Origin of the sequence: Streptomyces sp. NPDC088246, assembly GCF_044741025.1 — a bacterium.
Classification (GTDB): domain Bacteria; phylum Actinomycetota; class Actinomycetes; order Streptomycetales; family Streptomycetaceae; genus Streptomyces.
In genome coordinates, this window is record NZ_JBIURV010000038.1 from 1 (window position 1) to 23,486 (window position 23,486).

The following is a 23,486-nucleotide window of genomic DNA, read 5'->3' on the forward strand; positions in this document are numbered from 1 at the left end:
GCGGTCCGCAACTACGAGGACGCCGGCATCATCCCGCCGGCCCACCGCAGCGGGACGGGGTACCGGGACTACACCGCCACTCATGCCGCCGGCCTCGCGGCCTACCTGGCGCTCGTCCCTGCCTTCGGCTACTCGACCAACTGACGCATCATGCATGCCGTCACCGGCGGCCAGCTCGACGAAGCACTGCGCAGACAGACTGTCCTCCTGCTCGGCGGTGATGGAGCGCGCAGGAGAGCGGAGCTGCGCCCGCTCCCACCTCACCCGCCACGCGCCCGGCGGCTGACTGGTCCGGGCTCCGGCTTGGTGCCTGGTGAAGGTGGTCGGTCTACTCGGCAGGGAGCCGCCGGGTGTCCGCGTACATGCGTGCTTCGACTCCTGGTTCACCGGGCACTTTCCGTACGTGCCCGATCCCTGATGTGGCCCGCCGCTGTTCGAGTGCGGTCATGACCGCGTGGGCGGTTGCTTCGTCGGCTGCGGAGATGTCGAGGACGACAAGCCCGGGCTCGATGAGGTGCTGCGCGTGGATCGGTTCCATGCCCGTACGGCTGTACACCCCCCTCGTCGACGCCTCCACGCACCTCTGCGGTCCCGAGCTGGATGTTCCGAGAAGGGATATCCTTGGGCCGGGGGCCGGACGAGAATCCCGGCCCGATTACGGCGGGCCGGGATTCTGTGTTGTGCGCCTGACCGGAGGGCCCCGGCCCGATTACGGCGGGCCGGAGTTCTCCAGCATGCGCATCAGGCGGTCGCTGGTTTTAGTAATCGCCGAATTCGCCGCCCTCGCCCTTCTCGCCGTGGTGGCGCTTGATGACGCGGAAGCTGGCAATGACTCCGTTCTTGACCTTCACGCCGCCATTCATCTCCTCGTGGTGCTTCTTCTCGTGGTGCTCGCCGTTCTCGCCGTTCTCGCAGTTCTCGTCCTCGCCCTCGCCCTTGCCCTCGCCCTTGCCCGGGCAGACGCCGTCGGCGGAGCTGTGCGGGCCGACGGTGGCGATGGGGGCGCCGTTGTCGCACACGGCTCCGCGGAAGACCTCGACCTCGTTGCGGCTGTCGTTGCGGATGTTGAAGCTCTTGGCGCCCAAGCCGCTGACGACGGTGATGCAGCCGTCGGGGCGGCCGGAGTATTCGCGCTCGTTGATGTGGATCCTGCCCTCCTCGTGATGGCGCTTGCCCTCGCGCTCGTTGCCCTCGCGCTCGTTGCCCCGACGCTCGTTGCCTTCGTTGCCCTTGCCCGTGTTGCCGCCCTCCCCGCCCATGGGGGCCTGGGCGGGGACGGCGACCGGGGCCACCTGGGCCTGGGCCTGGGGGGCGGGGACGGCGGAGGCGTAGGTGATGCCGGTCGCGGTCAGTGCCGCGGCGGCCGCGACGGCCGTGGCGATCGCGTGGGAACGGGTCATGATCATGTCGCTTGTTCTCCTTCTCGGACTCAGAGACAGTCCCGCTGTGACAGCCGGTGCGTGATTGAACGTACTAACACCCCCTATTCCTGTCATATCGAGCAACTCGGGACCCCCGGCTTCGTGGGGCTGATCGGGTATGCAGAGCCCCTTTGCGACGCTCGAAAAAGAGCTGACTGTCCGTCAAAATCACGTTGAGCTTGGTAGATTGAAAGACCATTAGTCCTTGCAGGTGATCTTCTGACGTCCACTCACCCGCTGTGGCGGTGGGTCGCCGGAAAGTGTCGGCAAGTCGCTGCTTGACATGTGGCCTGTCGTAGGTTCCAAGGAGGCCACGTGAACGGTGGCTGTCCGACGAACGTGACCGCGCATAGCAGGGTTCGTCCAGGCCGGACGGTGACCAATGCCGGCGGGCACGGCCTACCCGCCGCGGCCTGGGCCGACCGTCCCGAGGACCCGAGCGGGCAAGCGCCAGGACCTGTCCGGGCACGATGACCATCTGCGTGGACCGACCCGCCTCCTGCTGGGCGCCGCCCACACGATCGGAACGCCCGGGACAGCCCGCTCGGGACGGTGCACGCACCGCGGCGGGACCGGCGACGCCCGCCCTCTGAGGGGCGCTGAGCGCCTGGCCCTCGCCCCGTACCGCGACGTCCTCGCCCGGCAGGTCGCCCGCGAAGAAACGCAACGCCGCGCCCTGGACCGCACCCTGGTAGTCATCTCCGTCGACCCCGACGCCGGCGAGCCGATCCCCAGCTGCGCCAGTACGCCGACGAAGTCGAGCGCATACGGCTCGGCTTCGGGTTCGGGCTTGTGGAGGTGGCCGGTGTGGAGGTCGACGACGCCGGCTGGGGTGCACAGGGCGTAGCGGGCGCCGTCCAGGACGTCGGGGTCCAGAGCGAGTGCCGGGGAGGCTTTGGCCTGGGTGAGCTCCCACCGCCCTTGGACAGCCTCGTCCTCCAGCTCGTTGCCCAGGCTCGTGAACCGGTGGTCGGTGCATCGGGCCGCTGCTTGTCAGTCCGCGAAGACGGCGCGGCGCAGAGGATGTGCGGCACCACACAGCCGGAAGAACGTCCGTGCGGCCGCTCGGATCGTACGGCTGCGCAGGGTGGCCAGGCGTAGGTACAGCGTCGCTGCCTGTACCGCGGCGAAGCCGTTCTTCAGCATCGCGCGCTCGTAGGCGGCGAGAGCGGGAAGCAGTTCCTGCTCACTGCGACTGACCGCGATCAGTGCGCGGCACAGTGCGTTGGCGTCGTACAGTGCGGCGTTGACGCCCTGACCTTGACATTAAGCACCGCTCATGGACGGGCTGGACGCCTTTGGACGGTCGTTACGACCTGTGCCAGGTGGGACCGTCACGGCCCAGGGCGGGCAGCCGTCTCGCTATCAGTGGCCGGGCGCAGTGCCCTCGAAGGGACGGGTACGCACAGGGCGGAGATCTTGGAGCCGAGATCACCCCTGGGATTCCGGCTGAGCGCCCGCTACAGTCACTCAGCGTGCCTGCGACAGCGCCAAGTTTCGTCTCCCGCCGTCCGTCACGGCGGCCCTCCTTGGGGAGAATCTGGGGAGGATCAGCGCTGCTGGGGAGCGTCTGGGGAGAATCAGGGGCATCTGGACGTGGTGGCCCCGTTCGTGGTCACCGGCTCGTTGACCGTCAAAGGCTGTCTGGCCGACCCGGCCCCGACTCCGTCGTCGCCGTCGGCGGTGATGTGACAGCCCGCGCGGTGCACACCGACGGCGAGATGTCCGTCGGCGGCGACATCGAGGCCGAGGTCGTCTACGGCTACGACAACGACCAGACCCTCCAGGCAGGCACCATCCGCGCCCGGCTGGTCATCGAGGACGAGCACGGCACGATCGCCGTGGTGGAGGCGGACGCCCACTTCGATCTGGACGACTACCAGCAGGGGTACGGCGACGGCGTACAGGGGCAGCTCCGCGAACTGTTGGTGGACGAGGTGTTCAGCAACGAGGAGGACGAGGACGAGGAGCAGCTGGACCGCACCCTCCTCTTCGCCCGGTTGCGCGAGGGAGAACCGGTCTTCCGCGCGAACGACGCGACAGCTCGCTGACCCCGCATCGTCACCGCGCGGGAAACCCCAAAGACGTATCGCCTACGAGCACAGCTCCGCCACTACTCGGCCACGCAGAAGCTCATACTCCTCGCGAAGCCGCACGATCTCGGCAGGCCGCTCAATCACAACTCCGCCGACGACTGTTTCATCGGGGCCGAACTGCTCGCGGGTGAGATCGACTTCGATCCCCATGCCCAGACGGTTCCACCAGTGGTAGTCCACTCGCTCGCCATTGACATGAACCTCACCGCGGATCAGCTCACCACCCAACAGGTCGTGCACCACCAGGGCGGTGACACCGCACTGGTCGCGCGCCGGATTGTCCGGGGTCCAGTTCGGACGGTGATCCGGCGTCGTGGTGTCCGCGCCCCAACCGCCGCGAATGGCCCGCTCAAGGTCGTTGAAGTTCCTCAGTGTCATACCGCCCAGCCTTGCAGACGTCTCTGACAATCACGCGCGATGCGTGGCCTCCCCGCAGCCGGCCCGGCCCCTGCCTGGGCAAGCGCCGGTCGGTCCGGATTCCGCCTGCCGTACTGTCTCCGTTGCTCCCCCATCCGACTCCGCGGCTGACGACGCGCTCGACAACACCTGGCGATTCCCCCGGCAGCTGGCCCGCACCTTCCGCTTCTCGCTCGGAGTGCCCCTACAGCTCACCGTCTCACCGGCCGGCGCCCGGGTGCTCCTCGTACGAACCACGTCCGGTACGGGTCAGGTCAGCCGGCCCCGGCTGTACGAGGACGGTGACGTGAGCTGCGCAGCAGGCCGTGTCTGCCCTCGTGGCACCGGCCGGGGGGCGCCCCGCTGCCCGTACTGCTCACCCCGTACGCGGGCCACGGCATGCAGGTCGCTCTGAAGGTGCGTACCTGGTGGGTCACGGTCGCACAGTGGTTCGCCGAACAGAGTTTCGCGGTGCTGGTCGCGGATGGCCGCGGCATTTTGGGGTGTGGGGAGGCCTGGGGGAAATCGGTTTACGGCGACCGGCTGACGGCCGTTGTGGAGGACCGGATCGACGCGCGGCACGCGGCTGCCGCGCAGTACCCCGAGCTGGACCTGGCGCGGGTCGCCATGCGCGGCTGGTCGTTCAGCGGGTATCTCGCGGCTGCCGCTGTGCTGCGTCACCCCGAGGTCTTCCACGCGGCGGTCGCCGGTGGTGCGCCGACCTACCGACGGCTCTACGACACCCATTGAGCGCAACGGTTTCTCGGCCACCCGGATGTATTTCCGGAGAACTACGACCGCAGTTCACTGCGCTCGGAGGCGGCCGGGCCGACACGCCCGCTCATGCTGGTGCACGGACTTGCCGATGACAATGTGGCCGTCGCTCACATGCTGCGGATCTCCACCGCGCTGCTGGCCGCGGGCCGGTCGCACACGGTTCTGCCGTGTCCGGGTCCGGCCATCTGGTCACCCGGGTGGAGACGGTCAGCGATCTGTTGTTGCTGGAGCGGGACTTCCTCAAGAAGTCCCTGGGGCGTTGAACGTGGGCGTTCCGCTGCGCGTACCCCTGGTCGGACACCGAAGTCATGAACATCGCGGAAGGGAAAGCCAGCATGAGCGCATCGCAGGACCACGAGGTCCGTCCCGGGCGTCGGACCGTTGTCGCAGCGGTCGGAGCCGTCTCGGTGGCTGCCGTACTCACTGCGTGCGGCAACCAGAAGGAATCGCGCGGTTCGGATGCGGTCGAGCCTGCCAGTGCCGAATCGGACAGCGGCGGACCCGTTCTGGCAAAGACCGCCGACATTCCGGAGGGCGGCGGAAAGATCTTCGCCGACCAGGGCATCGTGGTGACGCAGCCCAAGGCCGGCGAGTTCAAGGCGTTCTCTTCGAAGTGCACCCACCAGGGATGCTCGGTGTCGAGCGTGTCGGACGGAACCATCAACTGCCCCTGTCACGGAAGCAAGTTCGATGTGGCGACGGGCAGTGTGGCGGCAGGTCCGGCCACCCAGCCGCTGCCCGCCCGGCCGATCGCGGTCGAGGGCGACTCGATCACGCTCGCTTCCTAGGGCCGGTCCGGCCTGATCGGCCGATCAGGCCCCGGCCCGCCCTCGGCTCCGCCAGCAGCCGAGTACGTCATCGGTGGTCGTGACGGTGGCGACGAGGGCAAGTGTGTTGCGGATCATCGCGGGGGTGTATTCGGCCGGCACCCCCGCGATGGCATCGGACGGCACCACCGCCATATATCCGAGATTCACCGCGTCGAACACGGCGTTGGGGATGGCCACATTGGCCGAGACCCCGGTGACGACGAGCGTCCGGCAGCCGAGGTTGCGGAGCAGTGCGTCCACATCCGTGCCGGCGATGGGCGAAAGGCCATGCAGTCTGCGCACGACGAGGTCCTCGTCCGCCACCTCGATGGGCGCGGCGATCCGTACCGCCGTGGTGCCTGAGTGCTGTTGTACGGGCAACCGGCCGGCTGCCCGGAAGAGGCGGGCGTTGTTGTTGGCACCCCGCCCGTCGGGACGGCGTTCGGCCACCGCGTGCAGTACCTGGACCCCGGCCTCGTGGGCGGCTGCGACCAGTCGGGCGACGCGGTGAAGGGCGCCGGAGGACCTGACCTCCTCGGCCAGTTCGGGCAGCGCGCTGCCCGGGCCCACTACGCCCTGCTGGCATTCGACCGTCAGAAGTACGGTGGTGGCCGGATCGAGCTGCTCGGCGAGCTGTTCCTTCGACGGCACGGCTGCCCCTTTCGGCGGCGGATCGGGCGCGCGAGGTTAACCGCCATTGCGTGATGAGGGAAGAGGGCCCATGATCTCTGACATGGAGTCAGCTATCGGGAGGGAGCGCCCCATGGCCGCCATTCAGCGACGGGGCCGTCGGATCATGATGACGGACTCGGAACGGGACACCTATCTCGCCGAGCAGCGCACCTGCCGGGTCGCCACCGTGTCCGCGGACGGCCGCCCGCATGTCGGCGCCCTCTGGTACGCCTGGGACGGCACCTCGTTCTGGCTGTACTCGATCACCCGCAGCCTGCGCTGGTCCCAGCTGTGCAACGACCCGAGGATCGCGGTGGTCGTGGACGACGGGGTGGAGTACGCGGATCTGCGCGGCATCGAACTCTCCGGCGCGGCCGTCCCTGTGGGCGAGGCACCCCGTACCGGCGAACCGTGCCCCGAACTCGACGTGCCGGAAAGGCTGTTCGCAGCGAAGTACTTCGGGATGGACACCATGCCGCACGACGGCCGGCACGCCTGGCTGCGGCTCACTCCTGAGTCCATCACCTCCTGGGACTTCCGGAAGCTCGCAGGACCGTCCGCGACCTGAGGGCACCCTTTCCCGTCCTACGACGACGGCACATCCAGCTCGCGACCGGCCATCCGCAGCGCCGCCACCGCCGCCCTGATCGACGGACGCCGGTCCGCGTCGGTACGCCACACGGCATGGACGTGCCGTCGCATCTTCTGCCGTACGGGCACGAGCCGCACCCCGTCGGGTACCGGTCCCCGGCCCAGCCTCGGCGCCACACAGACCCCCATCCCTGCGGCGATCAGGGCGAGTTGGGTGTGGTGCTCGCCCGCCAGATGCGCAATGCGGGGTTCAATGCCCTTCGAGCGCAGAGTGAACATCAGCCAGTCGTAGCAGAATTCACCCTCCGGCCATGACACCCAATCGTCGTCGGCGAACTCCTCCAGATCCACCTCCACCCGGTCCGCGAGCCGATGGCCGGCCGGCATCGCGATGTCCGGTGCGTCATCGAGGAGTTCGGCCTTGGCCAGGCCGCCGGGCACCGGCAGCCGCTTGTTGCTCCAGTCCAGCACCACCGCGAGGTCGACGTCACCCCTGATCACCGCACGGAGTCCGTCCTCGGGCTCCAGTTCCCGTGTTCGCACGCGCAGTTCGGGGTGATCGGCACGCAGCGCGAGGAGCGCCGCGGGGAAGAGTCCGCGCGCCGCGGTCGGAAAGGCGGAGAGCCGGATCTCGCCCACCACCTCACCGCGCTGCGCCTCGATGTCGGACTGGGCCAGCTCGACCTGGGACAGGATCCGGGCCGCATGGTCGGCGAGCAGCTGACCGGCGTCGGTGAGCCGGACCCCGCGGCCGTTCTTGGCGAGGAGTTGCTGCCCCACCTCCCGCTCCAGCTTCGACATCTGCTGGGAGACCGCCGATGTGGTGACATGCAGCCCCTCGGCGGCACCGCTGACCGAACCGTGCCGGGCAAGGGCATCCAGGGTACGCAGGCGCTCCAGGTTCAACATGTAAGCAATGCTACGCGAATTTGCGCACAAAATCTCACTTGTCCTACGCGATTGTTTTCGTCATTGTTGACCCCATGAGCGCCCCTGCCACGCAGAGAACCATTCCTCCCGCCAAGCCCTCCACCCCTGCCCCGCCGGCCGGGACAACCACTCCGGCTCCGGTCCCAGCACCTGCCGCGCGCCGGGTGCTGGACTGGCGGATCCGGTTCGGGGCGCTCTCACTCATCTGGGGTTTCAGCTTCCTTCTGATCAAGGTCGGTACCGAGGGGTACGCCCCGTTCCAGGTCACCCTCGGCCGCCTCCTGTCGGGCACGGCGGTGCTTGCCGTCGCGATGGCGGTACGGCGTGAGCGGCTGCCGCGCGGCAGCCGCACGTGGGGGCACCTGGCCGTCGCCGCGTTCTTCCTGAACGCACTGCCGTTCTCGCTCTTCGCGTATGCCGAGCTGAGCATCCCGTCGACGCTGGCCGGAATCTGCAATGCGACCTCGCCCCTGTGGGGCATGGCGCTTTCGCTCGTCGCGCTCTCCGAGGACCGGCCGACCCGTCGCCGCGTCGCCGGACTCGGGCTCGGATTCCTCGGTGTACTCACCGTGCTGGGCGCCTGGCAGGGCTTCTCCGGGCTGGACTTCAGCGGTACGGCCATGGCCCTGCTCGCTTCCCTCAGCTATCCGGTCGGCTGGATCTATGTCCGCAGGACGCTGGCGGGCAGCAGTTCCTCCACACTCGCCCTGACCGGCAGCCAGCTCTTTCTCGGCACGGCGCAGATCGCCCTGGTGACCCCGCTGTTCACTTCGGCTCCCGATGGATTCCCACTGCTCCCGACGCTTGCCGTGGTCGCCCTGGGGGCGCTCGGCACGGGCCTCGCGGTGCTGGTGCAGTACGGCCTGGTGGCGGAGGTGGGACCGACGACCGCGCAGATGGTCACCTACTTCATTCCCGTGATCGCCACCGCGGCCGGAGTCGTCGTGCTCGGCGAGCAGCTGAGCTGGAACACTCCGGTCGGCGCGCTCGTGGTCCTGGCAGGTGCCGCTCTCACCCAGAGCAGGGCGCGCAGCGGCAAGGCCAGGACCGAGGCTCAGCCGTAGTTCAACGGTTTCGCCGGTCCCGCCGCTGCCGCCACCGCATCGGCCAGCGGCCCGATGTCGGCCCCGTTCAGCGGTGAGACGGTGAGCCGGATCCCCTGAGGCGCGGTCATCCGGAACCGCGCCCCGGGCGCCACCGCCCAGCCTGCGTGCAGCAGCCGCGCCACCGCACCGGTCTCGTCGCTGACCGGTACCCACACGTTCATGCCGCTGCGTCCGTGCGCCTCCACGCCCCGCTCCTCCAGCGCCTTCACGAGCGCGTCCCGCCGGTCTGCGTACGCCCCTGCCACCTCGCCCGGATCGACCGCGCCCGAGGACCACAGGTGCACTACGGCCCGTTGCAGCAGCCTGCTGACCCAGCCGGGGCCCAACCGCTGCCGGCCCGACACCCGGTCGACCGTGACCGGGTCGCCGGTCAGCACGGCGACCCGCAGATCCGGTCCGTACGCCTTGGCCACGGACCGCACGAATGCCCACCGGTCCGTAGCGCCTGCCAGCGGGTACAGCGGCATATCGACGATGGCGTGCCCGTGGTCGTCCTCGATCAGGAGAACGCCGCGGTGTCCGGCCAGAACGCCCCGCAGCTCGAAGGCGCGCCCGGCACTGATCGCGGCTCCGGTCGGATTCTGCGCGCGGTCGGTGACCACGAGGGCGCGGGCACCGGCGTTCAGCGCGTGCTCGACGGCATCGGGCAGCGGTCCCTCGTCGTCGAGCGCGACGGGCACTGGGCGCAACCCCAGCGCCGGTACGAGATCCAGCAAGCTGCCCCACCCCGGGTCCTCGATGGCCACCGCGTCACCGGGCTTGAGATGCGCGACCAGTACGCGCTCGATCGCGTCCAGCGATCCGGAGGTCGCGACCACGGATCCGGCCGGCACTCCGTCGGCATCCAGCGCGGCGCGGGCGAGTGCGGCGAACTCCGGGTCCACCGGTGGCTGTCCGTACATTCCGGGCCGCCGCGCATACTCACCCGCGGCCGCCGCGAATGCCTCCCCCAGCGCGGGCAGCAACGCCGGATCGGGGTTCCCCTCCCCCAGGTCCCGCACCCCGGGCGGCGCCTCGACCCGGAGCGAACCGCGCGCCGTACTCGCGGGTCGCGGCCGCACCCTGCTGCCCCGGCGCCCAGCCGTCTCGATCACCCCGCGCTCACGGAGCGTGCGATAGGCGGCCGCCACCGTATTGGGATTCACCCCCAGCAGGTCCGCCAACCCCCGCATGGGCGGCAGCACTTGCCCCGGCGCGAGCTCCCCCGAACCGACCCCGCGCTCCACACTGGCGGCAATTTCCGCTGCACGCCGCCCGACGATCCGATACTCTCCTAGCACAAACAAGATTATGCACTAGTGCAATGGAGTACGCAATGCCGGACACCGCATCGCCGCAGAACACGGGCCCGGACGCCACGGCCGGATACCAGCCGACCGAGCGCACCGTCCCGACCCGTTCCCGCGATCGCGCGGCGTACGACCGGGAACTGGTCCACTCGATACTCGACGAGGCGTACGTCTGCCATCTCGGCTTCGTCCGTGACGGCTCACCGGTGGTTCTGCCGACGCTCTTCGGCCGGGTCGGCGAGCGGCTCTACGTACACGGCTCGACCGGCTCCCGGCCGCTGCGGGAGGCCGGCCGGACCGATCCCGGCCTGCCCGTCTGCCTGACGGTGACGCATGTCGACGGACTGGTGCTCGCCCGTTCCGCCTTCCACCACTCGATCAACTACCGCTCCGTGGTGGTCCACGGCATCGCACGGACGGTCACCGACCCGCAGGAGCGGCGGACCGCCCTCGACGCAATCGTGGACCACGTGGTGCCGGGCCGGTCCGCGGACTCGCGGCCCGCCGACGAGAAGGAGCTGGCCGCGACAGCGGTCATCCGCCTGGACCTCCAGGAGGTCTCCGCCAAGATCCGCACCGGCGGCCCCAACGACGAACCCCGCGACCTCGAGCTGCCCCACTGGGCGGGCGTCGTCCCGCTCGCCCACGGCTATGCGACGCCGCTCCCCTCGCACGACCTCGATCCCGCCATCGGGGTGCCGGACTACATCGCCGCGCTCTGACCCCGCCCGGGGTGGCCGAGCCCGCCGCCGGGTACGGCCCGGCCACCCCGGTGGTCAGGCCGGTACGGCCGCCCGGCGGCGGGCGTGCGCGGCGCTGCGCGCCTCGGCGAACGCCAGCCCCGCCACGGCCATGAGAAGCAGCAGTGTCCCGACGACGGTGGCCGCGGTGAGCTGTTCACGGAGCACCACCACGGCGATGACCGCCGCGCTGACCGGTTCGAGCAGCATGATCACGGACACCGTCGCGGCACGTACCGCCGCGGCGCCCGCAAAGTAGAGCGCATAGGCGAGCGCGGTCGGTACCGCCGCCACATACACCAGCAGCGTCATGACCTGCGCGGCCTGAGCAGTATGCGGTACGAGCCCCTCGGTCACAGCCATCGGCAGCAGTCCGACGGCTCCGATCCCGAATGCCCATGCGCTGGTGGCGAGCGAGTCGGTGGCGCCGCCGTCGCGACCGAGCCACCGGGTCAGCAGGGTGATCGTCGCGTAGCCGGCCGCGGAGAGCAGTGCCAGGGCGACTCCGGCGGGCCGCACGGTGGCCCCGTCACCGCCGAGCACCAGTACGGCGAGCCCGGCCAGCGCACCCACCACCGCGGTGAGTCCGCCGCGTCCCAGCCGCTCCCCCATGGTCAGCCGTGCACCGACCGCGATGAACACGGGGCCCGCGCCAAGGGTGACGACGGTCCCGACCGCGAGGCCGGTCGCCTCGACGGCCGCGAAGTACGCGCTCTGGAAGACGGTGAGACCGACGCCGGTCCCCAGGACGCGCAGCAGCCGACGGCGGCGCGGTTCGGCGGGGACGGCCACGCGTCGGGGCCGTAGCGCCAGCGCGGCAAGCAGCAGTACGAGGCCGCCCAGGCAACGCCAGAACGACAGGGCGAGCGGGCCCAGATCGCTGACCTCGAAGATCAGCGAAGCGGCGGCCCCGGCAGTGCCCCAGGCAACACCGGCGACGATCAGATAGAAGAGGCTCCGCCCGACGGGCAGGCCAGTAGCAGGATTCGACACGTGACTTCTCCAGATGAAGACAGGACGGTGGTCGCTCGGCTCCGTACACGGGCAGCGACGAACCGCTCGGAACTGCCCGAGCCCGGTCTTCGTCAGGAGTGGCCGCCCGCGCTAGGCGGCAGGCGGCGGAAGTACGGTCGAATGCATGATCGTCACATTACGTCGCAGCACGACCCGCGGACAACTTCCCCTCGGCAGCGGCAGGGCCTCCGTCCGATCCCGCAGTGTGCCCTTCGCCTCGTCCGGATGCGACGGGACCGGCGGGCGTCTTCGGTGTCGCCGACTGGGCGATGAAGGCACCGATCAGCACCATGGAACCGCCGATGAGCTGCGGCGCCGACAGGTACTCGCCGAGCATCACCCAGGCGAGCACGGTCGCGATGACCGCCTCGAGACAGGCGACGACACCCGCCACCGCGGGTGAGAGCAGCCGCACCGAGATCACCCCGGTGACGTAGGCGATCACCGTCGACATCAGCACGATCCAGACGAGCAGCAGCCAGGCGGGTACATCCGTGCCGTCCATGCCCGCATTGCCGCCCAGAACCGACCAGTCCATGCCCCAGGGCCGTGCGACCACGGTGAGGACGACCGTGCCGATCAGCAGCCCGTACGCGATGACACCGACCGGATGCGGAGGTTCGACTCCTTCCGTGCTGCCCGCGCTGCCCTGGTCCGACAGGACGAAGTAGCCGACCTGGCAGCAGGCGGCGCCGAGCGCGAGCAGCAGCCCGACCACGTCGAAGCTCAGCCCCGACCAGATCTCGACCACGCAGGTGAGTCCCCCGACGGCGAGTACCACACCTACCGCGGCACCCCGGGCGACCGGCCGACGCTGGACGAAGCGGACCCAGCCGAGAACGAGCGCGGGCGCCAGATACTCGACGAGAAGAGCGACACCGACGGGTACACGGGAGATCGCAGCGAAGTAGAAGGCCTGCACACCGGCCACGGCGAGCAGCCCGAACCCCAGCAGCAGGATGGGCCGGCTGCGCACGAGAACCCGGTGGCGCCAGGCGACGGGCAGCATGACAAGGGCGGCGCCCGCCACCCGGAGCCACACCACATGGAGCGGATCGAGTCCTGCCTCGATCAGCGGCTTGGCCGCCACCCCTGAACCACCGAATGCGAACGCCGAGGCCAGGGCAAGTCCCAGGCCGGCGCTTCTCCCCTGAGACGCGTGCATCGGCACATCATGACAGCTGTGGTCAGTAGCGTCACCCCTGTGACCCCTGACGCACGCTCTCCGTCAGACGCTCCTCCACCGCAGCTTTCACCATCAGCTCGCCCAGCCCGGCGACAGCCAGTCCGTCCATGTGGTCACGGACCCGCGTGATCAGTCCGTCATGGACGCGGACGATCAGCACACCGGGCACGGTGAAGGTCCCGGTCGACAGTGCGCCGACCACGACGTGCTCGCCAGTGATCACTTCCGGATCGGCGGTGTCGTGGATCTCCATGTCCTCGACGGCCTCCACCGGGACGGGGCCCGCGCCCCAGGCCCTCCGGTATCCGGCACGCACCTCCTCGCGCCTCTCATAGCGGGAGGGAAACCCGGGGGAGGAGAACGGGAACTCGTGCACCGTGTCCGCGGCGTACACCAGCTACTCGGCCTCGACGCCCTCCGCGACGCTCCCGCCGACCGCATCGCCGCCCTGCTCCGCCCGGCCTTCAAGGCCCTGACCGAACCGCCACGCTGAATCGACGCCGCACGTCAGGCCGTCAGCCCCTGGCTCCCTGCCACCCCTGGCCGGACGCCCCCACGATCCGGGCCGCAAGCTGCTCCGCGTCGACGCCGGCCCGCTGCAGCACCTCGACAGCCCGGCACTCGTGGTCCGAGGCCAGCGCCGCCAGCAGATCAAGCCCTCCGGCGCGTGCGTCGCCGCGCAGCTCCGCCCGCTCGCGGGCTTCGGCCATCGCCGAAGCGGCCGAGGGCGACCAGCCCTCCACCCCTATGTCCCGCACCGCGGAATCTATGTCCCGCACCGCGGAATCCGGGTCCTCGACGACCGGGACAGCACCGGTGTCCTCCACCGCACCCTGCCAGCGGAGCCCGTATCCGATACTGCGCTGGACGAGATATCCGAGCACCTTGGCCAATTGGGGTCCACCCTCGAAGGCCGCCCGCACCTCGGGGTCCGATTCGATGAGGGAGTGCAGCAGATGCGCGGTGTCGATCTGCCGGTCGCCGTCGCGCAGTGCGCGCCTTCGGGCACCCGTCACAACGGCGGCCAGCTCCACAGTGAGTCTGGCGTCGAACTCAGCACGGTTCGGTGCGGGCTGCTGAGGGATCCGCGGCGTCCGGTTTTGCACACCTCTTACCCCATCAGTCCCACGGCGCCGAAGCATCGCCGGAAGGGCCCATTTAGGCATCCCACGCAAGTTGGGCACACCCGAGCGGTTCCTCCTCCTTACGGATGAGATCTGGCCATTCCCGGATCCGATCCGGGAAAACGGCGCGCGCCGCCTTGCACCGCGCCCCCCCGAGCAACCGCGAGCTTCCCTCGAACGTCCCACACGCCACACCACCCATACGGCAGCCGGAAGGGAGTCCGCGGACGTGTCCTGGTTGGTCGCCCTGCCGGCGCTCGACGGACGGGAGTACGTATACCGGATCCACGCACCGGCGAACGCCCTGCGCGCCGATCTCTTCTGGGCCGCGTTCCACTGCCATGACGACGGCCCGCACCCGCGCGCCTCCGACCGGTTCGACGCCGCACTGATCTGGCGGGCGGGAGCGGAGGGAACGGGCCACGCAGATCTGACAGTTCATCAGTATTGAATGTTCGCGTCACTGCGACTACGTTCCGCGACACCGTAACCCGCCGAGAAGGGGTGGTCGCATGGCCGAAGTCAGCGCAGAAGCACGCATCGAAGCACCGGCCGAGAAGGTCTGGGCCCAGCTGACGGACTTCACCGCGTACGGCCAGTGGAACGCCACCCACACCAGCTTCCCCAAGGGCGGCCCGACGACACTCGAACTCGCGGCCACCTACGAGGAGAACATGAAGCTCATGGGCTTCCCCGCCGAGGTGACCTGGACGGTGGCGGAGCTGGAGACCGCGCGCCTGCTGGCCACCCAGGGCAAGGGTCCGATGGGCGTCAACCTGGCCATGCGCTACTCACTGACCCCCGACGGGGACGCGACCACGGTACGCATCGACGGGGAGTTCACCGGCGCCGCGGTCTCCCTGATGGCCGGAAAGCTCAAGGATTCGGCAACCGCCGCGCTCGTCGAGTCGCTACGCAAACTGGGCGGGCTGGTCGCCGCCTGACCGCCACCGGAGCGACGGGAAGGGCCTCGCGGCTCGGCCGCGAGGCCCTCGGCACCCCACCCACGGGCTCAGTGCTCGTCGGCGAGGATCAGATAGAGCTTCTTACGGGCGTCATTGATGACCGCGAGCGCCTTCTGGCGCTGATCGGCCGAGCCGGTCTTCCAGACCTGACCGAACGCCTCCATCAGACCGAAACCGGCCTGCCGGATTTCATTGACGCTCTCCCAGTCGACTCCGCGCCCAGCTTCCTCCCAGGGCGCGTCGGGGCCCGACTCCGCCTCGGTGCGGCCGATATCGGTGAGCGTGAACAGCTTCTTGCCGCCCTCGCTCGCGCTGACGATCAGGCCCTCGTCCTCCAGCAGCTGGAGGGTCGGATAGACCGAGCCCGGACTGGGCCGCCAGGCCCCGCCGCTGCGCTCACCGATCTCCTGGATCATCTCGTACCCGTGCATCGGCCGGTCCTTCAGCAGCGCCAGGATCGACGCACGAACGTCACCGCGGCGCGCCCTTCCCCGTCCACCGCCCCGGCCGCGTCCACCGCCGAAGGGGCCACCCCCGAAGGGACCGCCGCCGAAAGGCGGACCGAACTGCCCGAAGGCCGCCCGCCGCCCCTCGAATTCGCCCCGACCTTGATGACCGGGCCCGCAGTGCCCATGTCCGTGCCCGTGCTCGTGTCCATGTGAACGCATCGCTACGCTCCTTCCATCGTTGATCTGTCGCGATGCGTCAACGATATATCGGAACCGGTCGCTTGACAAACACCCTGGTCGGCCTTTGGGTGACCTGTGACAGGGAAGATCGGTGTCCCGTCTTAAATGATCTGGCCCTGGGTCGGGCTCCTGACCTGCGGCGACCAGTTCAGCTGAGACGTGGAGATACCGGGAATCTCAGATGATGTGGTCCCGGGCGGGTGGATGCCGGATGCTGTCTCAGCCGATTTGGTCCGGCTCTGCCGTTTCGAACTGATACCACGCCTGAGTCGTCAGCCACGACTGGTAGTCCCGGAAGATCTTTCCGAGGCCGTCGGGCTGTTCTCGCGCGTCGAAGAACTCGCTGAGGAGCCGGTGGAGCGTGGTCGCGGCTGCGGTGTCGGCCTGCTGGGTGAGTGGGTGGACCCATCCTCCGGGGGCGAGGTGGCGGACGAGGATGGGCCAGGTCAGGTCGTGTCCTGTGCCGCGGCGGACGACGAGCCATTCCTGGAAGCCGGCGAGCATGTTCCAGTTGCTTCCGGCGTCCAGGCCAAGGACGAAGGCGGTAGTCGTTGCGAAGGTGTCGTCGAGGCCCTGTCGGGCGGGCTCGCGGCGGACTGCGGTCAGCAGCGCCCGGTACTGCTTGAACACGGCCGCGTGGAAGGTCTGCTGGGAGGCGGCGAGGTAGTTCCCTGTGGTGAGTTCAGTGTGGCTGATCAACGTGTCCGCGTTCTTGAGCGGATGGCTGGACATGTAGCGGTGGACTGTTCCGTAGGAGACGGTGGCGTCGTGGTCGTCCAGCAGCTTCTCCCAGACCTCTCTCACGGTGGGGAGTTGGCCTGCGTGAGTGGCGGCGCACTCGTCGAGGATGGCGTCGATGGTGGGGCCGACGCGTTCCTTGGCAGGGCCCACGATGGGGGGCCGTTTCTTGCGGGGCGGCGGCGTTGGCGACTTCAGGGCCTGTCGGACCGTGGCGTGGCTGACGTGGTGGCGCTTCGCCAGATGAGAGACCGGCAGCCGCTCGGCTTGGGCGTCCTTGCGGATCGCCGCGAAGAGCGCGGGCTTGTCCGCGCGCTTGGTGAAGCGGCGCTTGGGTCTATCGGGTTCCGTACGTTTTTGCCGCATCAGATCGGACAGTGCCCGTTCCAGTGTGTCTTGCTGGCGTCCGGTGACCGCTGCGAGCCGGTCGGCCCGCGGGCGTTTGCCGCGTCCGTAGTCCGGCGGGCCGACGAGGTATCCGCGCAGGTAGCTGGGTTTGAGGTGGTTGGCGCGGGCGAGACGGCGGACGTAGGAGTCCGTACTTTCTCCGGGTTTTGGCCGGGGGCGGACCGGCAGCAGCCGGAGCCGGCCGTCGTCGTTCTCGCCGGTACTCATGAGGCCGGTCAGGCTCTGCGGTTCTGGGCCGCGCGGTCGAGCTTCACGTTCTGCAGGGACTTGCGGGTGATCTTCTCGCTGCCGTCCAGGATGGCGTCGATGGCCGCGCCGCGGATGAGGTGGGACAGGGAGCCGATCATCCCGCCGGTGCGGTCGTGGAGGTAGTGGGCCAGCCCTTCCAGGGTTCCGGATCGGTGGTGGTGCAGTCGCAGGGCCTGTTCGAGGGTGGTGACCAGCCCGGTCCATTCCTCGGTGCGGGGGAAGGGGACGGTCTCGATGACCCCGAACCGTCCGGCGATCTGCCGTCCCCGGGTGCCGTCGAACAGTCCGTTGGCCTCCAGGTCGACTCCGACATAGACGAAGGTCCCCGGGATGCGCTCGGAAAAGTACTTCAAGGTGTCCGAGACTTCGGCGCCGTTGCGGGTCGCGAGGGAGAGATTGTGCAGTTCGTCGACACACACGACGTGACCCTCGCGTCGATGAGCACGCCGCAGACGGCTTCGATGACGTCGGTGATGTTGGCTCGGCTGGTGACGGGCAGGCCCAGGAAGCGGGCGAACTCCACAGCCAGCATGCGTGAGGTCGCGGCGGGCGGGACGGTGACGTAGACCACCGGGATCCGGCCGTCGACCCCGGGGTGCCGACGCCGGTCGATGGCCTCGATGGTCTTGCCGAACTGGGTGAGCGCGGTCGTCTTGCCGGTGCCGGCCGGGCCGGACAGGATCAGCCCCCTGCGGCGCCGATCGCATGCCGGTTGAGCAGGGTCAGGCGCTGATCTCCAGGGTTCGGCAGGCGGCACGGAAGTTCTCCGAGGTGAACGCCTTGCCCCGGTCGCAAACGATGGTCTCGGGGATGATCACCGGCCGGGCCGCCGCGTGCTTCAGGCGCTCGTCCAACGACAGCAGTCTGCGGTGCGGCAGCACCGACCGGGACATGGTCAGCGCGTCCGACCAGCCCGGCGCATCGGCTCCGGGGTCAGAGCACGGGCCAGCAGCAGCGAGGCGTCCACCGACTTGGTGGTGGGCCGCACGACCGCGGCGGCGATGGTGCGGGTGGCGACATCGACCAGGCCGCAAAGCTCGACCCGGCCAGGCACCCCCTCATCGAGCCGCACCAGCACATCCAACGGCGTGGAGTCGATCTGCATCAACTCGCCCGGGGCCGCGACCTGCTCGTAACGGAACGGGCCCTCCGGCTGGTCGGCCAGGGACCGTCGGGTGCTAGCCGACCCGGTCACGTGGACACCGCCGGACAGCTTCGCAAAGAGCCGGTAGAACGTGGCCCGTGACGGCATCTCCACTACGTCCTCGCCGTGCTCGGCGGCCAGAATCCGCCCGGTCCGCCAACGCGCGTACTCGATCGTGCGGGTGGACGCCGGAAAACTCTCCGCGATGACCTGACGCATCGCCGCCACCACGCGAGGATCAGCCCGGCCCAGCAGCGAAGCGTGCGGGGCAAGGCGGTGGTCCACCACCGCGGCGACACCGCCCGCCTCGTAGCGCTGCCGCTTGCGCTTGACGGTCCGCGCGCTGATCTCCTCGCCCAGCGCGGCCAGTTCCGCCGCCTTGGCCCGCTCGCGTTCCGCCAGCGACCGGCAGGCCGGGTCGTATTCCGGCCGGGGCCCGGCCCCCACCGGAGCATCCGGCGGCAGACCGGTCAGGATCTCGATCAAGCGGCGCTGCCACCACAGCGCCCGCTCCGCGACCTTCTCAGACAGGTGGTCCAGCAGCGCGGCCGAGCCCAGAGCGGCCCGCTCGCCGGCGCCGAGGACAGCGAAGTCCTCGGCCGTCTGGAGATGGACCTGGTCGATAAGCATGCCCGTGCCGTGGATATCGGCCAGGCGAACCCGCATTCCGGTCAGTCCGACGACCGTGTACGTACGTTCCTCGAACCTGACCCGATCTCCCAAATGCAGCCGTCCCGGCCGCGCGGACCTCACGACCGCCCCCTCGCCGCCCGGCGGACGACCGTCCCGCCACCAAGTGGGCCCGAGACCAGGTCCGCCGTCAGTTCGTGCCGCCAGAGCAGGTGATAGAGCACCGGCAACACCGCAATCCGGTCTCCGACTTGGTCGGCCCCCGCGAACAGCAACTGCGGTTCGACGAACACCTCCCGCAACAGCTCCGCCACCGACACCCGATTGCAGCGCGGATGGCGATAGCGCGCCAGCCAGCGCAGATTCGCCCGGAACGGCTGATCCAAGTCCCCGACCAGCCGGAACTGCCATCCCACCATCGCGCAGACACGCGCGGTGAACGCGAAAACCTCGGCAGCCTCATCATCGACGAGGTTCTCAGGCCGGACATCGACCACCACCCCGGTGCCGTCGGACAGCCGCGCGAAGTAGTCCGGAGTGTGCTCACGATCCCTCCCGTCATCCGCCCAGGCCAGGCAGAAGGGCTGAGAGGCCAAGGCGACCACGGCGGGGTCGAAGTCGAGTGCCATCGCGGCGTCCCGCTCCACCCACGACTCGTAACCCACCTGGTCACGCGAGGTTGCCGCCCAGTAATCACCCGAGAAGTTCTTCTGCCCCTTGAACGCGATGACCTTCCGGACCGGGGCGGCATGTTCGAAAGGCTCGTCCCAGTAGCGGGCCAGTGATCCAAGTTGCCCGACCCCGTCGACGCTGACGAATCCCACCTCTACGTCCGACGCGTACTCCCAGGCGGACCCCGCCTCCGCAGGCTTGCCCACGACCACCTCCCCGACGCCTTCGCCCTTCACCTTGAGCGTCGGACACCCGGCGGGATGTCATGCCCCGGATGCGGAAGGCGTCACCCCAATGAGCGACCACCTGCTTCACACACCCCGAGAACCAGATCATCTGAGACGGTGGCCCAGATCTTTGGGGGCAAGGGCAGATGGTCGGTCACTGTCGGCGTCTGCTGTTGTCGGCGGGGTAGGGGATACAGCCGGTGGGCATTCCGTCTCACTGAACATGGTCGGCTGCAACTGGACTGCTGACGTACCTAGGACTGACGGCGTGCGAAGAGGACCGCACCTGGAACGCTCTCGTCGGGGTCGATCAGCATTTGGGCCTCGACGGTGAACCCGGCATCGCGTAGCCAAGCCGCCACCTGGTCAGGCTGGCGGCGGTGAACGTGGACGTTCATCGGGTGACCGCCGTAGCCCTGCGTCTTCAGCCTCGACTCGTCGCCAACGTGAAAGCCGAGCAGCAGTGGTCCGCCGGGACGCAACACGCGCCGGAAGTGGCCGAAGACCGTGGGGACTGCTTCGTCGGGGACGTGAATCAACGACCAAAAGGCGAGCAGGCCGACGACTGAAGCATCGGCGAGGTCGAGGTCCGTCATCGAGCCCACCTCGAACCGCAGGCGGGGGTGATCACGCCGAGCCACGTCGATCATCACGGATGAAAGGTCGATGCCGAAAGCGTCCACACCCAGCTCGTGCAGGTGAGCGGTGACGTGTCCAGGTCCGCAGCCCACGTCCGCCACCGGCCCACCGCCGGCGGTGTGCACCAAGTCGGCGAACAGCGCCAGAGCCGACCGAAGATACGGCGCCCCGGCCAGAGCCTCGCGTAGTTGGTCGGCATAGCTGACCGCGACCGTGTCGTAGGAGGTCCGGGTGTCTGCCAACCAGCGGTCCGCGTTCATGGCTCGACAGAGTAGTGCAGCGATCAGGATGACGAACCAGACCAGCTGAGATCAACGACGAATCAGACCAGGTCACTTGAGACGGAGACCAGATCCTTCGAGACGGGACAATGGGCCACTTGCCACCGAAGTTGGACTGATGACCGTTTGTGTCATCGAAGATGGGTCACTGCATGGTTTGTGACAGCGAAGTTGGGCCGATGTTGTGCCGAGCTACGATAGTTGGCATCGCCCTCGCTCATCTGTGCCAAGATTCGAGGGTGGATATGACCGACGTCACGCGTGCGATCGCGGCTGCGACTTCGGTCGCCGCATCGCTCGACCTGCCAGCCAACGATGCAATCGTTCTCCACAACTCGAACAAGCTGGCACTGCGGCTGACGCCATGCGACGTCTTTGCCCGGGTCGCCCCTGTGGGACAAGAGGTTGCACAGTTCGAAGTCGATCTCGCTCAGCGGCTCACCGAGGTCGGATGCCCGGTGTGTCCCTTGGAGCCTCGGGCGGACCCGCGTGTGTACACGCGCGATGGCTTCGCAGTGACGCTGTGGACCTACTACGAGCCCGTGACACCTCACACCTCACCAGTCGACTACGCCAAGGCGCTGGAGCAGCTGCACGCCGGCATGCGCAAGGTCGATGTGCCGAGCCCGAGGTTCACGGACCGGATCACGGAGGCGGAAGAAGTTGTCGCCGACCCGGATCGCTCGCCGGAGCTCACCGACGCGGACCGCGTGTTCCTCAGCGGCAGGCTGGCAAGCCTGCGACGAGCGATCGACGACCGCGGCGCCGTGGAACAGCTGCTCCACGGCGAGCCGCATCCAGGCAATGTGCTCAGCACGAAGAACGGCCCGTTGTTCATCGACCTTGAGACGTGCTGCCGTGGACCCGTCGAGTTCGATCTCGCCCATGTTCCCGAGGCGGTCTGCGAGCACTACCCAAGCGTTGACCAAGGGCTGCTGGACGAGTGTCGGCAGCTCGTTATCGCGATGGTCGCCGCGTGGCGTTGGGAGCTTGGCGACCAGTTTCCGAATGGGAGGCGATTCGGAGAGGAATTCCTGCGCTTGCTGCGCGAGGGTCCTCCTTGGCCGACACTCGACACAGTGACCAGGCGACTGGATGGTCAGTAGAAATCGCCGAAGGTCACGTGAAAGCGGCAAGGAACCAAGCGACGAGACTGTCGCCGTTGCAACCCCATGCGCGCCGGCCTCGCTGCCGCGCTGAACCATGGCGCCGGCGCCAACAAACGTGGCAATTCATTACAGATGCCAAGAATCTTGGCCAGACGGTGCCAACTAGCGTGGCCAGGCTGTTGGGAGCCCCAGGTCACACAGCCCGATTAGTGCCAACTATCGTGGCCCGGCAGAGATGTCCGCCTGAGCGGCGCGGTCGCGGAGTTCCGCTCGCCAGCGGAACCCTCTTTGCTGGCAGGCGCCCGAGCACCACTTGCGGTTGGGGCTCGGCTTTCGGTGGGCCAAGGAGGCGCCGCAGGCCGCGCATTCCTGCTGGTGAACTCGGCGGATGATCTCCTGGTCCAGGCATCGTTCCGAGCACCACGGGTTTTGCCTGAGGAGGTGGTGGCTCTGGTGACAGCCGCGGCGGTCGGCGTGCTGGGCTGCTGTGACTCCACCGGGCCTCCGTTGGCAGCGACCATCAGCTGAGCTCGCTCCCGGAACTCCTGGCCCCAGCGGTGTGCCCGCTCGCGGCATGGCTTAGAACACCAGATGCGGCCGACGACGGGTTTGCGGTGGGCCATCGAGGTCCCGCAGCACCCGCATCTCCGCTGCTCAGCGCGTTTTAGCAGCTCCTGTTCCAGGCAGTGGCGAGAGCGCCAGGGGTTGATCCGGAGTGGCCGGTAGTGCTGCTCGCAACCCTGGCAGGTTTTCGTGCCATAGAGGCCGGGGGCCTCGGGGTCAGCCGGATGGAGCTGCGCGTCCACTTCCTCGGAAGAGAGGACGGCGTTGACGAGCCTCTGCTTTCTGCGCAGGTCCTCGGTTCTGCAGTCGATCGAGCACCAGTCCCGGAGCCGGCCGTCGGCTCTGGGGAGGAGTGGTTGATGACAGTGACGGCAGTTCGCCGGCGGCGGCAGCGGATTGCGGGTCCAGTGAGCCATCCTGCCGCCGCAGCTTCTTGAGCACGCTTTCCGTCTGGTGGCACTGCTCATCGGTCCTTCGCAGACCGGGCAGATGGTGGTGGCGAGTTGATCCTCGTGGACGGGGTTGCTGGCAGTTTGAGAGTTGGGCGGCCTCGGCAGTGGTTCGCCTCGCTGGCGGAACTGGAAGGCGACTCGACGGCAGTGCGATGAGCACATGTAGCGGCGCTGTCCGAGCCGGAACCTCATCGCTCGTCCACAGGCCCGGCAGGGGACTTTCGTCAACTCTGCGGCTGGGATGCGCCGGCGGTATCGCTTCTGCCGACAGGATCTCGAGCAGGTGAGGGGCTTGACTCCGAAGCCCGCCATCGGCCGCATCGGGGCGCCGCATTCCTCGCACTGGATGGTCTCCAGGATCTGCCGTAGTTCGCCGGGGTCGCGTCCAGCGGCTGCGGCGAGCCGTTCCCAGCTCGGAAGACCGCGGTGCATGGATGACTCGGCGAGGTATTTCCGCAGGTAAGCGGGCGGAAGACAGTTCGCTTGGGCGAGCCGGGTGATGAACGTGCGGGCCCCTTCACCGCTTTTCGGCCGGACCTGGAACGGCAGCCGCGCGACGTGGCTGTGC

Annotated in this window: 27 protein-coding genes and 3 pseudogenes; 11 read left to right on the forward strand and 19 right to left on the reverse strand. The window is 68.7% G+C overall.

The genetic code is table 11. From position 1 onward, the window contains the following. Positions 1–144, forward strand: a 144-nt coding sequence (locus ACIPEK_RS35375) for a MerR family DNA-binding transcriptional regulator (RefSeq protein WP_402004936.1), incomplete at its 5' end; no start/stop codon positions are given. A gap of 184 nt (positions 145–328) precedes the next feature. On the opposite strand, the gene ACIPEK_RS35380 is transcribed toward ACIPEK_RS35375, so the two are convergent. From ACIPEK_RS35380 to ACIPEK_RS35395, 4 genes and pseudogenes are all read right to left on the reverse strand, one after another. Beyond that, positions 329–538, reverse strand: a complete 210-nt coding sequence (locus tag ACIPEK_RS35380) for a DUF6207 family protein (RefSeq protein WP_402004805.1) — start codon at positions 536–538, stop codon at positions 329–331. 220 nt (positions 539–758) lie between these two features. Beyond that, a complete protein-coding gene (locus ACIPEK_RS35385; protein ID WP_402004808.1) occupies positions 759–1,406 on the reverse strand; it encodes a hypothetical protein in 648 nt (215 codons plus the stop codon). Between the two features lie 795 nt (positions 1,407–2,201). Beyond that, a pseudogene (locus tag ACIPEK_RS35390) lies at positions 2,202–2,330 on the reverse strand (hypothetical protein); the annotation flags it as partial. An 84-nt stretch (positions 2,331–2,414) separates the two neighbouring features. Further along, the gene (locus ACIPEK_RS35395; protein ID WP_402004811.1) at positions 2,415–2,567 is read right to left on the reverse strand and encodes a hypothetical protein; all 153 of its coding nucleotides are present in this window, start codon (positions 2,565–2,567) and stop codon (positions 2,415–2,417) included. Between the two features lie 542 nt (positions 2,568–3,109). Between ACIPEK_RS35395 and ACIPEK_RS35400 the strand changes: the two genes are divergently transcribed. Continuing rightward, a complete protein-coding gene (locus ACIPEK_RS35400) occupies positions 3,110–3,472 on the forward strand; it encodes a hypothetical protein (RefSeq protein ID WP_402004814.1) in 363 nt (120 codons plus the stop codon). A 42-nt stretch (positions 3,473–3,514) separates the two neighbouring features. Here the strand turns inward: ACIPEK_RS35400 and ACIPEK_RS35405 are convergent, their stop codons facing one another. Then, positions 3,515–3,895 carry a hypothetical protein gene (locus ACIPEK_RS35405; protein ID WP_402004817.1) on the reverse strand — a complete coding sequence of 127 codons (381 nt, stop codon included), beginning with the start codon at positions 3,893–3,895 and terminating at the stop codon, positions 3,515–3,517. A 324-nt stretch (positions 3,896–4,219) separates the two neighbouring features. Between ACIPEK_RS35405 and ACIPEK_RS35410 the strand changes: the two are divergent. Beyond that, positions 4,220–4,953: pseudogene (locus tag ACIPEK_RS35410) on the forward strand (alpha/beta hydrolase family protein); the annotation flags it as partial. Positions 4,954–5,025: 72 nt separating this feature from the next. Continuing rightward, positions 5,026–5,478 carry a Rieske (2Fe-2S) protein gene (locus ACIPEK_RS35415; RefSeq protein ID WP_402004820.1) on the forward strand — a complete coding sequence of 151 codons (453 nt, stop codon included), beginning with the start codon at positions 5,026–5,028 and terminating at the stop codon, positions 5,476–5,478. Between the two features lie 24 nt (positions 5,479–5,502). Here ACIPEK_RS35415 and ACIPEK_RS35420 read toward each other — a convergent pair whose 3' ends face one another. Continuing rightward, a complete protein-coding gene (locus ACIPEK_RS35420; RefSeq protein ID WP_402004823.1) occupies positions 5,503–6,150 on the reverse strand; it encodes a cysteine hydrolase in 648 nt (215 codons plus the stop codon). Positions 6,151–6,262: 112 nt separating this feature from the next. Here ACIPEK_RS35420 and ACIPEK_RS35425 point away from each other — a divergent pair, with 112 nt between their 5' ends. Further along, the gene (locus ACIPEK_RS35425) at positions 6,263–6,739 is read left to right on the forward strand and encodes a pyridoxamine 5'-phosphate oxidase family protein (RefSeq protein ID WP_402004826.1); all 477 of its coding nucleotides are present in this window, start codon (positions 6,263–6,265) and stop codon (positions 6,737–6,739) included. Between the two features lie 17 nt (positions 6,740–6,756). On the opposite strand, the gene ACIPEK_RS35430 is transcribed toward ACIPEK_RS35425, so the two are convergent. Then, positions 6,757–7,671, reverse strand: coding sequence for a LysR family transcriptional regulator (locus ACIPEK_RS35430; protein ID WP_402004829.1), 915 nt, complete (start codon positions 7,669–7,671; stop codon positions 6,757–6,759). A 74-nt stretch (positions 7,672–7,745) separates the two neighbouring features. On the opposite strand from ACIPEK_RS35430, the gene ACIPEK_RS35435 reads away from it, so the two are divergent. Further along, entirely contained in the window at positions 7,746–8,756 is a 1,011-nt protein-coding gene (locus tag ACIPEK_RS35435; protein WP_402004832.1) for a DMT family transporter, read from the forward strand. Here ACIPEK_RS35435 and ACIPEK_RS35440 read toward each other — a convergent pair. Next, on the reverse strand, positions 8,747–10,078 hold the full coding sequence (locus tag ACIPEK_RS35440; RefSeq protein ID WP_402004835.1) for an aminotransferase class I/II-fold pyridoxal phosphate-dependent enzyme: 1,332 nt from the start codon (positions 10,076–10,078) through the stop codon (positions 8,747–8,749). The two genes, ACIPEK_RS35435 and ACIPEK_RS35440, sit on opposite strands and share 10 nt — an antisense overlap. A 35-nt stretch (positions 10,079–10,113) precedes the next feature. On the opposite strand from ACIPEK_RS35440, the gene ACIPEK_RS35445 reads away from it, so the two are divergent. Beyond that, positions 10,114–10,809: a pyridoxamine 5'-phosphate oxidase family protein gene (locus ACIPEK_RS35445; RefSeq protein WP_402004838.1), complete on the forward strand. Its 696-nt coding sequence runs from the start codon at positions 10,114–10,116 to the stop codon at positions 10,807–10,809. A 54-nt stretch (positions 10,810–10,863) separates the two neighbouring features. Here ACIPEK_RS35445 and ACIPEK_RS35450 read toward each other — a convergent pair whose 3' ends face one another. From ACIPEK_RS35450 to ACIPEK_RS35460, 3 genes are all read right to left on the reverse strand, one after another. Next, on the reverse strand, positions 10,864–11,820 hold the full coding sequence (locus tag ACIPEK_RS35450; protein ID WP_402004841.1) for a DMT family transporter: 957 nt from the start codon (positions 11,818–11,820) through the stop codon (positions 10,864–10,866). 157 nt (positions 11,821–11,977) lie between these two features. Further along, complete coding sequence (locus ACIPEK_RS35455) at positions 11,978–13,006, reverse strand: EamA family transporter (RefSeq protein ID WP_402004844.1); 1,029 nt, start codon at positions 13,004–13,006, stop codon at positions 11,978–11,980. 31 nt (positions 13,007–13,037) lie between these two features. After that, entirely contained in the window at positions 13,038–13,403 is a 366-nt protein-coding gene (locus tag ACIPEK_RS35460; RefSeq protein WP_402004847.1) for a nuclear transport factor 2 family protein, read from the reverse strand. Between ACIPEK_RS35460 and ACIPEK_RS35465 the strand changes: the two genes are divergently transcribed. After that, positions 13,398–13,520, forward strand: coding sequence for a hypothetical protein (locus tag ACIPEK_RS35465; RefSeq protein WP_402004850.1), 123 nt, complete (start codon positions 13,398–13,400; stop codon positions 13,518–13,520). The two genes, ACIPEK_RS35460 and ACIPEK_RS35465, sit on opposite strands and share 6 nt — an antisense overlap. Before the next feature lie 22 nt (positions 13,521–13,542). Here ACIPEK_RS35465 and ACIPEK_RS35470 read toward each other — a convergent pair whose 3' ends face one another. Beyond that, the gene (locus tag ACIPEK_RS35470; protein ID WP_402004853.1) at positions 13,543–14,133 is read right to left on the reverse strand and encodes a Clp protease N-terminal domain-containing protein; all 591 of its coding nucleotides are present in this window, start codon (positions 14,131–14,133) and stop codon (positions 13,543–13,545) included. 247 nt (positions 14,134–14,380) lie between these two features. Between ACIPEK_RS35470 and ACIPEK_RS35475 the strand changes: the two genes are divergently transcribed. After that, positions 14,381–14,602, forward strand: coding sequence for a hypothetical protein (locus ACIPEK_RS35475; RefSeq protein ID WP_402004856.1), 222 nt, complete (start codon positions 14,381–14,383; stop codon positions 14,600–14,602). Positions 14,603–14,663: 61 nt separating this feature from the next. Further along, positions 14,664–15,095, forward strand: a complete 432-nt coding sequence (locus ACIPEK_RS35480) for an SRPBCC family protein (protein ID WP_402004858.1) — start codon at positions 14,664–14,666, stop codon at positions 15,093–15,095. Positions 15,096–15,163: 68 nt separating this feature from the next. On the opposite strand, the gene ACIPEK_RS35485 is transcribed toward ACIPEK_RS35480, so the two are convergent. From ACIPEK_RS35485 to ACIPEK_RS35515, 7 genes and pseudogenes are all read right to left on the reverse strand, one after another. After that, the gene (locus ACIPEK_RS35485; RefSeq protein WP_402004860.1) at positions 15,164–15,784 is read right to left on the reverse strand and encodes a PadR family transcriptional regulator; all 621 of its coding nucleotides are present in this window, start codon (positions 15,782–15,784) and stop codon (positions 15,164–15,166) included. 240 nt (positions 15,785–16,024) lie between these two features. Continuing rightward, positions 16,025–17,158 carry a TniQ family protein gene (locus ACIPEK_RS35490; protein ID WP_402004862.1) on the reverse strand — a complete coding sequence of 378 codons (1,134 nt, stop codon included), beginning with the start codon at positions 17,156–17,158 and terminating at the stop codon, positions 16,025–16,027. A gap of 8 nt (positions 17,159–17,166) precedes the next feature. After that, a pseudogene (locus tag ACIPEK_RS35495) lies at positions 17,167–17,932 on the reverse strand (TniB family NTP-binding protein); the annotation flags it as partial. Further along, positions 17,923–18,093 carry a hypothetical protein gene (locus ACIPEK_RS35500; protein WP_402004865.1) on the reverse strand — a complete coding sequence of 57 codons (171 nt, stop codon included), beginning with the start codon at positions 18,091–18,093 and terminating at the stop codon, positions 17,923–17,925. The gene ACIPEK_RS35500 and the pseudogene ACIPEK_RS35495, both read right to left, overlap by 10 nt. 2 nt (positions 18,094–18,095) lie before the next feature. Next, positions 18,096–19,097: a hypothetical protein gene (locus tag ACIPEK_RS35505; RefSeq protein WP_402004867.1), complete on the reverse strand. Its 1,002-nt coding sequence runs from the start codon at positions 19,095–19,097 to the stop codon at positions 18,096–18,098. Continuing rightward, positions 19,094–19,882, reverse strand: a complete 789-nt coding sequence (locus tag ACIPEK_RS35510; RefSeq protein WP_402004870.1) for a TnsA-like heteromeric transposase endonuclease subunit — start codon at positions 19,880–19,882, stop codon at positions 19,094–19,096. The genes ACIPEK_RS35505 and ACIPEK_RS35510 overlap by 4 nt, the downstream gene beginning before the upstream one ends. A gap of 245 nt (positions 19,883–20,127) precedes the next feature. Further along, complete coding sequence (locus tag ACIPEK_RS35515; RefSeq protein WP_402004872.1) at positions 20,128–20,772, reverse strand: class I SAM-dependent DNA methyltransferase; 645 nt, start codon at positions 20,770–20,772, stop codon at positions 20,128–20,130. A 266-nt stretch (positions 20,773–21,038) separates the two neighbouring features. Between ACIPEK_RS35515 and ACIPEK_RS35520 the strand changes: the two genes are divergently transcribed. Continuing rightward, on the forward strand, positions 21,039–21,899 hold the full coding sequence (locus ACIPEK_RS35520) for a phosphotransferase (RefSeq protein WP_402004939.1): 861 nt from the start codon (positions 21,039–21,041) through the stop codon (positions 21,897–21,899). The last annotated feature ends 1,587 nt before the right edge of the window (positions 21,900–23,486 follow it).